The sequence below is a fragment of the Halomonas sp. N3-2A genome, assembly GCF_002216165.1.
Taxonomy (GTDB): domain Bacteria; phylum Pseudomonadota; class Gammaproteobacteria; order Pseudomonadales; family Halomonadaceae; genus Vreelandella.
This window is the reverse complement of the sequence record NZ_CP022286.1, coordinates 4,470,918-4,482,846: the sequence shown is the minus strand read 5'-3', so window position 1 is coordinate 4,482,846 and position 11,929 is coordinate 4,470,918. Positions and strand designations below refer to the sequence as shown.

General features: G+C 55.0%; 9 protein-coding genes. All 9 read left to right on the top strand.

Going from position 1 to position 11,929, the window contains the following annotated elements; all coding sequences use genetic code 11:
* Positions 1 to 40 precede the first annotated feature (40 nt).
* The 9 genes from CEK60_RS20725 to CEK60_RS20685 all read left to right on the top strand — a co-directional run bounded on the left by CEK60_RS20725 (position 41) and on the right by CEK60_RS20685 (position 11,923).
* Positions 41 to 1,207 carry an iron-containing alcohol dehydrogenase gene (locus CEK60_RS20725; protein WP_089040616.1) on the top strand — a complete coding sequence of 389 codons (1,167 nt, stop codon included), beginning with the start codon at positions 41 to 43 and terminating at the stop codon, positions 1,205 to 1,207.
* A 142-nt stretch (positions 1,208 to 1,349) separates the two neighbouring features.
* The gene (locus CEK60_RS20720) at positions 1,350 to 2,276 is read left to right on the top strand and encodes a LysR substrate-binding domain-containing protein (RefSeq protein WP_089041004.1); all 927 of its coding nucleotides are present in this window, start codon (positions 1,350 to 1,352) and stop codon (positions 2,274 to 2,276) included.
* A gap of 351 nt (positions 2,277 to 2,627) precedes the next feature.
* Positions 2,628 to 3,521 carry a LysR substrate-binding domain-containing protein gene (locus CEK60_RS20715; RefSeq protein WP_089040615.1) on the top strand — a complete coding sequence of 298 codons (894 nt, stop codon included), beginning with the start codon at positions 2,628 to 2,630 and terminating at the stop codon, positions 3,519 to 3,521.
* Between the two features lie 152 nt (positions 3,522 to 3,673).
* A complete protein-coding gene (gene acnA, locus CEK60_RS20710) occupies positions 3,674 to 6,373 on the top strand; it encodes an aconitate hydratase AcnA (protein WP_198361409.1) in 2,700 nt (899 codons plus the stop codon).
* Between the two features lie 48 nt (positions 6,374 to 6,421).
* The gene (locus CEK60_RS20705) at positions 6,422 to 7,483 is read left to right on the top strand and encodes a lactonase family protein (protein ID WP_089040614.1); all 1,062 of its coding nucleotides are present in this window, start codon (positions 6,422 to 6,424) and stop codon (positions 7,481 to 7,483) included.
* Positions 7,484 to 7,632: 149 nt separating this feature from the next.
* Positions 7,633 to 8,625 (top strand): Bug family tripartite tricarboxylate transporter substrate binding protein, encoded by a 993-nt coding sequence (locus CEK60_RS20700; protein ID WP_089040613.1) that lies wholly within the window; start codon positions 7,633 to 7,635, stop codon positions 8,623 to 8,625.
* 330 nt (positions 8,626 to 8,955) lie between these two features.
* Positions 8,956 to 9,942, top strand: a complete 987-nt coding sequence (locus tag CEK60_RS20695; RefSeq protein ID WP_089040612.1) for a Bug family tripartite tricarboxylate transporter substrate binding protein — start codon at positions 8,956 to 8,958, stop codon at positions 9,940 to 9,942.
* Positions 9,942 to 10,394 carry a tripartite tricarboxylate transporter TctB family protein gene (locus CEK60_RS20690; protein ID WP_089040611.1) on the top strand — a complete coding sequence of 151 codons (453 nt, stop codon included), beginning with the start codon at positions 9,942 to 9,944 and terminating at the stop codon, positions 10,392 to 10,394. The genes CEK60_RS20695 and CEK60_RS20690 overlap by 1 nt, the downstream gene beginning before the upstream one ends.
* Positions 10,394 to 11,923, top strand: coding sequence for a tripartite tricarboxylate transporter permease (locus tag CEK60_RS20685; RefSeq protein ID WP_089040610.1), 1,530 nt, complete (start codon positions 10,394 to 10,396; stop codon positions 11,921 to 11,923). The genes CEK60_RS20690 and CEK60_RS20685 overlap by 1 nt, the downstream gene beginning before the upstream one ends.
* Positions 11,924 to 11,929 lie beyond the last annotated feature (6 nt).

Sequence of the window (11,929 nt, the reverse complement as noted above, 5' to 3'; positions counted from 1 at the left end):
TATACCGCCGTCCTTGAGACCCATTACCAAAGGAGACGTCATGTCCACTCAGATCTCTTTTCCTCGTCTTATGCAGGTGGGCGAAGGCGCAAGCCAGGAGATTCCCCATATCCTGGCAAACCTCGGCTGCCAGCGCCCTCTCATCATCACCGATAAGATGATGGTCCAACTGGGCTACGTCGGGCAAATTCAAGCAACGCTCTCTAACCATATGATTGCTGCAGATGTCTTCGACGATACCGTACCAGAGCCTACCATTAGCTCCATACAAGCCGGCGTGGAAAAGACATGTAGAGGTCACTACGACAGTATCATCGCCCTGGGAGGTGGGAGTCCCATCGATAGCGCCAAGGCGATTGCCATCCTGGCCAAGCACGGCGGTGAAATGCGAGATTACAAGTTCCCCCGCCAGGTGAGTGAAGTGGGCCTCCCCATCATCGCGGTCCCTACGACAGCGGGTACCGGTTCCGAGGTAACCCGATTCACCATCATTACTGACGAAGACAGCGACGAAAAGATGCTTTGTGTTGGATCTGGCTTCATGCCGGTGGCAGCTATAATCGACTACCGTCTGACCCTGAGCCTGCCAAAGCGGACGACCGCCGATACCGGAATTGATGCTTTGACCCACGCGATCGAAGCCTATATCAGCAAGAAAGCCAACCCATTCAGCGACAGCCAAGCTCTCTCAGCGATGAGACTGATTGGCCCTAATCTCCGTCGCGTTTATCACCACGGTGATGACCAACGCGCCCGTGAGGCGATGATGCTGGGGTCGACCCTTGCGGGCATGGCCTTCTCGAATGCCTCTGTGGCACTAGTACATGGCATGAGCCGTCCCATTGGCGCCTATTTTCATGTGCCGCACGGCCTCTCCAACGCGATGCTGCTGCCCACCGTGACCGCGTTCTCGATACCGGCCTCCCCGGAGCGCTATGCCGACTGCGCTCGTGCCATTGGCATCGCCAGCGAGCAGGACAGTATCGACGTCGCCAATCACAAACTGCTTGATGAACTCAATGCCCTCAACGATGAGCTTCAAGTTCCCACTCCTGAGCAGTTTGGCATCAAGCGTCAGCGCTTCTTTGAGCTGATGACCAACATGGCCGAACAGGCATTGGCCTCCGGTTCGCCCGGAAACAACCCTCGAGTTCCCGACGCCGACGAGATCATTGGGCTCTACCAACGGCTTTGGTCGTCCCCCTAAATTTTTAACACAGGAAGAATCCATGACCCTCGTAGGACATCTCATTTTTTCCTTCGTGAGTAGCTCGTAGCGACTGATACGCAAGCCCACATCTGATAAATTGACCGACTAAACTCGGTGACCTACTGCGATGAAGATAATCATGAAGAAAAGGCTTCCTCCGCTGAATTGGTTGCGATCCTTCGAATCGTCCGCCCGCCTTCAAAGCTTTACCCGGGCGGCGGTTGAGCTCAATCTCACCCAAGCGGCTATCAGCCAGCAGATCAAGGCGCTCGAGTCACAGCTTGGCACCCAACTGTTCAAGCGCCTCCCCCGAGGTATTGCTTTGACCGATGCAGGGTTGGCCTACTTGCCAGCTATCCACGAGGCCATTGAGCGCCTAGCGGTCGCCACCGATGAGATCTTCGGTCAGGGGCGTCCCAAGCTGATTACTGTCAGAGTCAATTTAGTATTCCTCACCACCTGGCTCGCCCCACGCCTCTCTCGCTTCCGGACTCTGTACCCCAACATCGGCCTGCGTTTCACGAGCAATATCTGGGCTGGAGAGGGCTATAAGAAGGAGGAGGCCGACATGGAGATCCGCTACGGCCAGGGAGGTTGGGAGGGGATGAAGTCAGAGCGGCTCACTTGGGATGAGTTATTTCCAGTATGCAGCCCATCGCTATTCACAAGAACATCACCCACCGACTCTCTCGAGGCCCTGGCCGAGCATACCCTGCTGCACGTGATCGGCTATGAGGAAGGATGGGGCTACTGGCTGAATAAGACGGGAGGAAGTCATCTCGATACTTCCCAAGGGCTCCAGTTCGATACCTTGATTGCCGCGCTAGAAGTGGCGTCCCAAGGAATAGGGTTCGCGCTTGGGCGTAGCTCATTGGTGGAAGGAATGATCGCAAGCGGCAAACTGATCGCCCCCTTTGAGCAGCGTATCGCCACATCAGAGGCTTTTCACCTAGCCTATTCTGATCAGCAATATCTTCACCCTCATGCGGAGGCATTCAGGGCCTGGTTACTACAAGAGGCCGAAGTCCAGTGCCATGATTACTCAGATGGCATACCACAGAAATAAAGGCTCTACGCGACTTTTTGGCCTCTTGATGATCCGCTATCCAGGCAGGCATCCGGCGGAGCTTAGCAATGATTGGCGCCCTGATCGCGGGATAGGCGACTTCATCAATCGCAATGGACATCAACTGATCGAGGTCAACGTTCATCGACCAACTCAAGAAGAGCCCGCTGCAAGGAGATGAGCCATTACAGGGAAGTTTCCATTGAACAGCCATCATGCTTACCATATAGACTATCCAGAAAATATGGCTGATCTGCCGTTTCAGCGTTAGGGCTTATACGGCTGAGTGCAGATAAACCATCCAAACTTGCCACGGCTATCATTCACTCTTATCAGCTTGTGAGCGGCTCAATGCGCTATGACTTGACTACCTTGAAAATCTTTCTTTGCGTTGCCGAAGAGCGAAGTCTTACCCGGGCCTCGAAACGAGCGCACTTAGCGGTGTCGGCCATTAGCAAGCGCATTGCTGAACTTGAGAGTCGCGTGGGGGCACCTTTGTTCACACGCTTTTCACGGGGGGTGGAGCTAACGCCTGCGGGTCAATCCATGCTCTCCTACACCCGTAAGGTTTTCGAGACCCTGCACCAGATGGAGGAGGAGTTAAACGACTACACGGGGGGGATCAAGGGACATATTAAGCTCCACGCCACGACCTCTGCATTGGCACAGTTTCTGCCCGCCGATATTGAATCATTCACCGCCGAATACCCGGGCATAAAGCTCGATATCGAGGAACGCGTGGGGGCTGCTATCGTGCGCGAGGTCGTTGACGGGCATGCGGATCTGGGTGTTTTTGCCAGTCACACCGCATCGCCTGAGCTTGAAACGTTTCCCTACCGTAGCGATGAGCTCGCCGTCGCGGTGTCAGTGAGTCACTCGCTAGCAGAGCGGGAAAGCCTACATTTTGCTGAGTTTATTCGCCACGAGCTGATTGCCTCACACAGCGAAAGTGCTCTCTACGCTTTAATTACCCGTGAAGCTCAGAAACTGGACATTACGCCCAAGGTCAAAATTCGGGTCAGTAGCTTTGACTGCATGTGCCAGTTGGTGGCTTCCCGCCTGGGCATCGCGATTTTGCCTCGTCATGTTATCAACATCTATGCACAGTCAATCCCTATTGTCGGCATTACGCTTAACGAAAGTTGGGCAGAGCGGCAACTACAAATCGGGATTAGGGATATTCGTATGCTACCCCCGACAGTAAAAGCCTTTGTCGAGCATCTTCGACTCTCTTCATCGGCTTAAGGTTACCTATCTGAGCCTCTGGAGTAGCAGGTCGCGTTCGACTGTTACCCGCTGACGAACGCTCGCTTGGCGAAGCTTCAATTTTCCCTTTGAAGATCTTCCTATAACGTGGTTTCCATTGCGCCTCAGCTCGGTGCCCAAGGAGACCCCCAATGCCCCAAGATAAGCGCCCTACCTTCCAGCCGCGCAGGATGACAGTAGACGGCCAGGAGTACCGTTACATTGCCCTGGCTGACTTGGTCGATAAGCAACGGCTTAAGCAAATGCCCTACTCCTTGCGCATTCTGCTAGAGAACGTGGCACGCCGCTCCCCTAACGACGTGCCTGGCTTTCTTCGCTTTTTAGCAGGTCAGACGAGTGAAGGAGAGGTTAATTATTATCCTAATCGCTTGATGTTTCACGATACCACCTGCCTGCCTGCGTTAGCCGACTTTGCTGGGATGCGAGATGCGGTGGCTGAGATGGGCGGCGATCCTAACCGAATAAACCCGGCAATACCCGCCGTATTAGCCATTGACCATTCGGTGATCGTTGAGCATTTCGATCAGCCAGAGGCATTTGCACGCAATCTGGACATCGATTTTCATCGCAATGAGGAGCGTTACCGCTTCTTGAAGTGGGCTGAACAGAGCCTGGATAACTTTAAAGTGGTCCCCCCCGGCACCGGTATCATTCACCAAGTGAATATGGAGTCACTGGCTGAAGTGGTGTGGGTGAGTGAAAGCGAAAATGGTGGCCCATCCTGGTTGCATCCCGACAATATGGTGGCGACAGACAGCCATACCCCGATGATTAACGCTTTGGGCGTGCTCGCCTGGGGGGTTGGTGGGCTTGAGGGGCAGGCAGCCTTGCTGGGGGAGCCCGTGACGCTCACCCTTCCCGAGGTCATCGGGATTCGTCTCACCGGCCAGCTTGGCCCAACAGTCACTGCCATGGATTTAGCCCTCACTATTGCTGAGTTACTGCGCGCTGAGGGAGTGGTAGGCAAATTCGTCGAATTCTGTGGCCCTGGGCTGGCTGGTCTGGATCTAGCGGCAAGGGCCACCGTTGCCAATATGGCGCCAGAGTACGGGGCAACCGTCATGTTTTTTCCGTTCGACGATAGCACCATGGAGTACTTAACCTTGAGTGGACGCGATGCGGCGTTGCGCACCCGGGTAGCGACTTATTTAGAAACCCAAGGTTTGTGGCGTCATAGCGACGCTCCCGCCCCCTGTTTTGATCGCTGCCTTGAGATCGACTTATCCCGTATAGAACCCAGTGTTGCCGGTCCCCACCAACCTCATCAGCGGCATGCACTCAGTGAATTGGCAGCCTCGTATCAGCGGCTCGGTCGTCCATCGCACAAGGCCGTTGATCTATTGGCAACCAGCCATGATAGCGCCGCTGATCTGAGCGGCTGGGCTCGCACGATCGATCATGGCGCGGTAGTGATTGCAGCGATCACAAGCTGTACCAATACCGCCAACCCCACTGAGGTGATTCAAGCTGGATTGCTAGCGCGGCGTGCACGCCAGCGTGGTTTGACGCGCAAGCCGTGGGTGAAGACATCGCTTTCACCGGGCTCGCGGGTCGTCGCCGATTACCTAAAAAGTGCAGGTCTGCAGCAGGATTTCGATGCACTCGGGTTTTCACTGACGGGCATCGGTTGCATGACTTGTATTGGCAATTCAGGCAGCTTGATTCCTGCGGTGGAGGCGCGCGTCGACACGGGTCTGGACGGCGTCGCCGTGTTGTCTGGCAACCGTAACTTCCAGGGGCGGGTAAACCCACGTCTTTCCTCTGGCTATCTAATGTCGCCTGCGCTTGTGGTTGCCTACGCCATTGCGGGTGATGTGACTCGGGATATTACCTGCGAGCCCATCGCCGAAGATGCCTCTGGACGGCCAGTGTACCTGTCAGAGCTGATGCCTAGCGACGACGAGGTTGCCGAGCTAGTGAATGCGTTTGTCACCCCCGAGGGGCATGCCGTTCGTAACGCGACGCTTTGGGAGGGAACGCATCACTGGCAAAAACTCAATGCTGAGAGCAGCCTACGTTTCAACTGGCATTCTGAATCGACCTATCTGCGCCGTCCACGTTACCTGGAGCATGTATCACCCCAGCCACGCAGCTCTCTGTCACTCACGGATATGCGGGTACTGATGCAACTGGGTAACAACGTTACCACCGACCATATTTCGCCTGCAGGGGCCATTCCTGAGGATAGCCAAGCGGGACGCTATCTAATCAGAATGGGTGAGGACCCCGCCAACCTCAATCAGTATTCGACTCGGCGCAGTAACCATGAAGTGATGCTGAGGGGGGCGTTCACCAATCAGCGGGTCGATAACCTTTTGCCGGGCATGCCAAGTGGTCAGGGCGTCTGGGCGCGCCCCGTTGATGGCGGCGAGCCACAGCCACTGTTCGAGGCTGTCCAAGGCTATCTCGACAAAGATATCCCTTTAGTGGTTTTCGCGGGCATTAATTACGGTGCGGGGTCGAGCCGCGACTGGGCAGCCAAGGCCCAAGCGCTAATGGGGGTAAGGGTGGTGGTCGCCGGTAGCTTCGAGCGCATCCATCGCAGCAATTTAATCGGTATGGGGGTACTGCCGCTGCAATTCCCCGCTGGTGTGACTGCCGATGGCTTGGCGTTGTCAGGTGATGAAAGCGTTGCCATCGACGTTAGAGAACCCTTGGCGGTGGGTAAAAACCCGGTGCTGCTACACCTAAGTGGTACTGGAAGAGAGGACGTTACGTTAATGCTGGATCTGCGCATCGACTCTTCCCAGGAAGTGTACTACCTCATGCACGGCGGCATTCTGCCCTTTGTGGTGCGTAAGACACTGGAGGAAGGCCAGTCTAGCCACTGAGCCCTACCGCTATTGATGACCCGTTCCAAATGACACAGGAAGCAACTTATGCTGGCTTACATTGGCTGTCGTACCACGCTGCGGCGCAAGGCCCGCGGCAAAGGCATCAGCGTCTATCGTGTTGACGATACAGCGCAGCAATGGGAACAGATCCAACTGCTGGAAGGGCTTACCAACCCCTCTTACCTAGCGCTCAACCGTGATGGTGATCGACTCTACTGCATTCACGGCGATCGCAGTGAAATAAGCGCCTTCGCTATTCACCCGGTGAGTGGTGAGATAAAGCTGCTTAACCAGATGAGCACGGGAGGCGCCAATCCAGTGCACTTGGCGCTCGACCCCAGTGAACGTTTCATCGTGGTCTCCAACCATATCTCCAGTTCGCTGGCGGTGATTGGTTTGGCCGCGGATGGCACCCTTACTGGGGTTACTGACTTCATTGAACTAAGCGGTACATTGGGGCCTCATCGTATAGAACAGCCCTTTCCCAAGCCGCATGCCAACCCTTTCACACCGGATGGGCGTCACGTCTTAGTGCCCGACAAGGGGCTTGATTGCCTGTTTGCGATCCCGTTCGATGGCCATCGTGGCAAGTTCCACGCCCCTCAGGTGGTTAAAACGCCAACGCGGGAAGGAGCAGGTCCACGGCATATCGACTTCCACACCGAACTAAACATCGCCTACGTCATCAACGAGCTGGACTCGACCGTGGCGACCTATCAAATTGATTACGCCAGTGGCGAGATGACGCCACTGCAAATTCTGCCCAGTGTTTCTCCCTTTTATACGGGGAACAACCGCGCGGCAGGCGTTGTTGTCCACCCCTCTGGGCGCCATGTGCTGACCTCCAATCGTGGAGAGGACAGTGTCGCTGTATTTGAAGTCAATCCGCGAAGTGGTCATCTGGCTTACATCAGAAGCTTCCCCTCCGGCGGCAAAACACCACGCTTTCTGGGTTTTGACTGCGGCCCTGGCCACCTTCACATCGCCAATGAAGACGACGATACCGTCGCCACCTTCGATATCACCACCCTTATGAGTCGGCAGCCCGCCCCGCTTCATCAGTTGACGACGCCGAGCCCCGTCTGCCTAACCTTTCGGGAGGATTAAAACCAAATCCACAAGCCTAGCCAGCCCCTGCGATACCCATGAGCTGAGTTGAAACTCGCCACGACGTGGCGTTGTGGCAATACACCGTCATCATGAAAAGATGCCGAATATGATGACAACAACATTATGACAACAATAGGAAGTGTCTTATGCCAACGCTATCGACTGCTTTAAAGCTAGTCCCCATCACTGCCCTATTCTGGCCCTTCATGGCGCTGGGCAACCCCGTCAGCGCTGAGCATCCTGCTGAACGGCTTGAGTGCCTAGCGCCTGCTGACCCCGGTGGTGGATGGGACTTTACCTGTCGCCAATTTGCACAAGGCTTGCGTGAAACGGAGCTGATTGACCAAACCATGCAGACTAAAAATATGGCGGGTGGCGCCGGTGGCGTGGCCTTTGCCCATGTGGTCAGCAAACGGGAGGGGAACGACGGCTTGATTGTCGCGGCCTCCTCTTCCAATGCGACAAGGCTTGCCCAGGATCTCTACCCGGGCATGAGCGCCGACGATGTCACCTGGCTGGGTACCTTGGGTGCGGACTATGCCATTCTGGCCGTGCGAGAAGAGTCCCCGATACAGGATCTTAATGAGGTGATTACCTCACTCAAGAGCGATATCAAATCGGTCAAGTTTGCCACGGGCAGTGGTGTGCTGGGGTGGGATCAGATCAATGTCCTTAGAGTGCTGCATACGGCGGGCATCGAAGGGCTTAGCGGCGTTACATTCCTTGATTATAACAATAGCGGTAGTGCACTAACGCCGGTATTGGGTGGCCATCTGGATGTGTTCGTTGGCGATATTTCCGGCATCACGGGCTATCTGGAAAGCGGGGGTCTGCGTGTGCTCGCGATTCTGGCGGAGGAGCGTCTGCCCGCACCGTTTGATAATTTGCCCACGGCCAAGGAGCAGGGCGTCGATGTTGTAGCCCCGAATTGGCGCGGTTTTTATGCGCCTGCCGGTATTAGCGAAGAAGATAAAGCGTTCTGGATTCAGTCCATAGCGCATGTCTATGAAAGCGAGTATTGGCAGGACATCATGGCGCGGCGAGGTCTGATGCCTTTCCATTTAACCGGCGATGAGTTCGAAGATTTTTTCCACGCACAGGTGGCGTCATTGCGTGAGGTGATGGACATCGTCAAATAAGGGGCCGTGTTGCTGCCTGATCAGGGTGCTTATTAGTGTCTGTTTAGTGACTATTAGTTTGAGGAAAACGCGCCAACATGCCTCAGCATTTAATGCTGGGGCATTTTTTTAATCAGCATGGCATATCCAAGAGCTAGACATAAGTCTAATTCCTTCTAATAAGTAAACGATTAATTCATTATTTAACAGATACTTGAGTCGCTTAACCCATATGGAAAAGGGGCGTTTCCCAAACGAAGATTCTCCTGTCGAGACAAGTTCCCTAGCATCACTCGTGAACCATACGAATGCCAACAATAACGAACAGTCTTCCGACCGCGGAGTTTACTAATGAACAAGCGCCTTATCGCCCTTACTGCCCTTTCTGCAGCCCTGAGTACCGCTTCATTTTCTGCTTTTTCATATGAACCAGCCCGCAGAGTAGAGTGCATCGCCCCTTCAGACCCCGGTGGCGGCTGGGACTTCACATGCCGTACCGGCGGTAAGGTGTTGTCCGATCTGGGGCTTGTCCCTGGTAACGTACAGACGATCAATATGGCGGGGGCCGGGGGCGGTGTAGCTTACTCTCACGTCGTCAGCAAACGCGAAGGTGAGGAGAACGTTCTCATCGCCGCCTCAACGGCTGTGCCGACGCGTCTGGCACAGGAGCAATTTCCTGGCATGGACGTTGATATGGTGCGCTGGATCGGTACTGTCGGGTCTGATTATGGGGTTATCGCGGTGCCTGATGACTCCCCCTACCAAAACCTTAATGAGCTCATGGATGCCATCAAAGATGACATCAGATCCGTTAAATTTGCCGGCGCCAGTGCCAAGGGTGGCTGGGATCACTTAAAAGCGCTTATCGCCGCTAAAGCGGCAGGGGTCGAGACACTCAGAGAGGTTCCTTACCTTTCGTACAACAATGGCGGTGAGGCATTGACTCAGGTCGTGGGAGGCCACCTCGATGCTTTTACTGGCGATATCTCTGAAGCGCGTGGCTTCTGGGAATCGGGCGACCTGAGAATCCTAGCCGTTCTGGCGCCTGAACGGTTACCGGGTGATTTTGCAGATATCCCGACTGCCAAAGAGCAGGGTATTGATGCTGTCGGGCCGAATTGGCGCGGCTTCTATATGCCAGCAGGCATCTCGGATGATGCCTATGAATACTGGGTTGGTGCTATCGAAACCCTGTATGCCAGTGATGAGTGGAAAACGGTAATGGCAAACAACGGCCTCATGCCCTTTCACTACACCGGTGAAGCATTCAAGGAGTTCATGGAAGAGCAAATCAATGATATCCGCGAACTATCCATTGAGCTGGGAATGATTCAGTAATGACATTCAATGACCGCATCTTTGGGGTTTTGATGATCGTCCTGGCCGCTGCGTACGGCTGGGGCGCCACTCAGTTCCCGGAACCGTTCGGTGGTGGCGAAGCTGTTGGCCCGGAGACATTCCCAACGCTGCTTGCCATCGTTTTAGCCATTTCCAGCCTATATCTGATTGTACGTCCTGATCCCGACAACGCCTGGCCGTGGAGCCGTACCGGTATTGAGCTAATCATCGCCATAGTGGTGCTGATCTTTTACGCCATGCTGCTTCAGCCGCTGGGCTTCATCATTAGCACCACGCTGGCGGTGGGAACGCTTTGCTGGCGCATGGGGGCTCGCCCGCTCAATGCTTACATTACCGGGGCAGTATCGGGAGTGGTGGTGTACTTTCTGTTTAGTTTTGCACTTGATCTCGCCTTGCCGCTGGGTCTGCTGTCATTCCTGGAGGTAAACTAATGGAAACTCTAGGTTATCTAATGGATGGTTTTGGCGTTGCTCTGCAGCCCCATAACCTGATGTTCGCCCTGCTGGGGGCTTTTCTAGGCACCTTGATCGGCGCCTTACCGGGGTTAGGCCCGGCCAATGGCGTGGCTATCCTGATTCCGCTGGCGTTCAGTTTGGGACTCGCGCCAGAAACCGCCCTGATTATGCTGACTTCAGTGTATGCCGGGGCCATGTACGGTGGGCGTATTTCGTCGATTCTGTTGAATATTCCCGGCGATGAACCGGCCATGATGACCTGCCTGGACGGCTATCCTATGGCCCAAAAAGGCAAGGCGTCGGAGGCGCTCGCTATCTCGGCAGTGGCCTCCTTCATTGGTAGCCTGGTGGCCACCGTCGGTTTGATCTTGCTGGCGCCGCTGCTGGCTAATTTCGCTCTGACGTTCGGCCCTGCGGAGTATTTCGCGCTCTTCTTGTTAGCGTTCGCTACTTTGGGTGGCATTACCGGCAAAAACCCTATCAAAACGGTGGTCGCCGCCTGTATTGGTCTAATGATTGCCACTGTGGGTATCGATAATACTGGCGTTCAGCGTTACACCTTCGGCGTGCTCGAACTCTTCGAAGGCGTCGACTTCATCATCGCTATCGTAGGCTTGTTCGCTATTTCCGAGCTGCTGTTCTTTATTGAAGAGCGAGCCGGTGGCGGCAAGGAGAAGATGAAGGTCAACAAGCTTTCGCTCTCTTGGAGGGATATCCGCGATATCCTGCCCACCAGCTTCCGGGGTGGGGTATTGGGGTTTATTGCCGGTGTGCTACCGGGTGCCGGTGCTTCGTTGGGTAGCTTCATCAGCTATACCCTGGAAAAGCGTGTGTTGGGTAAGAAAGGCTACTTCGGAGAGGGTGACCCTCGCGGTGTCGCAGCGCCTGAAGCGGGTAATAATGGCGCTTCCAGCGGTGCTTTGGTTCCCATGTTGACCCTCGGTGTGCCGGGGAGCGGCACCACAGCGGTACTGTTGGCGCTGTTGATCTCGTTGAATATCACACCAGGTCCGTTGATGTTCACCCAGAATGCCGACATCGTCTGGGGCGTTATTGCTGCGCTGTTAATTGGTAACTTCTTACTGCTGATCCTCAATATTCCGTTGGTAGGCATCTTCGTCAAGCTGCTTTCCGTACCACCGATGTACCTGCTGCCGATCGTCACAATGATCGCTTTCGTGGGTATCTACTCGATCAGTAACACCATCTTTGACCTCTACTTCATGGTGGCCTTTGGGGTGGGCGGCTACGTTCTGCGCAAGCTGGAGATTCCGCTGGTGCCGGTGATCCTTGGCTTGTTGCTGGGGCCCGAGATGGAGAAGAACCTGCGCCATGCCATGGATATCTCCGATGGGGACTGGATGATCCTATGGAGCAGTGGACTGGCTATCGGCTTGTGGGCTTTTGCGACACTGGGATTAGTACTGCCCTATATCCTGGGCCCGATCCTGCGTCGTCGAATGAGAGTATCGCCCCCCACCACTGGCAATCCAGAAGGCGACTGAAGGGCA

Coding starts and splice junctions, on each gene's coding strand:
- CEK60_RS20725 (WP_089040616.1), top strand. CDS start 41: ATGTCCACTCAGATCTCTTTTCCTCGTCTTATGCAGGTGGGCGAAGGC.
- CEK60_RS20720 (WP_089041004.1), top strand. CDS start 1,350: ATGAAGAAAAGGCTTCCTCCGCTGAATTGGTTGCGATCCTTCGAATCG.
- CEK60_RS20715 (WP_089040615.1), top strand. CDS start 2,628: ATGCGCTATGACTTGACTACCTTGAAAATCTTTCTTTGCGTTGCCGAA.
- acnA (WP_198361409.1), top strand. CDS start 3,674: ATGCCCCAAGATAAGCGCCCTACCTTCCAGCCGCGCAGGATGACAGTA.
- CEK60_RS20705 (WP_089040614.1), top strand. CDS start 6,422: ATGCTGGCTTACATTGGCTGTCGTACCACGCTGCGGCGCAAGGCCCGC.
- CEK60_RS20700 (WP_089040613.1), top strand. CDS start 7,633: ATGCCAACGCTATCGACTGCTTTAAAGCTAGTCCCCATCACTGCCCTA.
- CEK60_RS20695 (WP_089040612.1), top strand. CDS start 8,956: ATGAACAAGCGCCTTATCGCCCTTACTGCCCTTTCTGCAGCCCTGAGT.
- CEK60_RS20690 (WP_089040611.1), top strand. CDS start 9,942: ATGACATTCAATGACCGCATCTTTGGGGTTTTGATGATCGTCCTGGCC.
- CEK60_RS20685 (WP_089040610.1), top strand. CDS start 10,394: ATGGAAACTCTAGGTTATCTAATGGATGGTTTTGGCGTTGCTCTGCAG.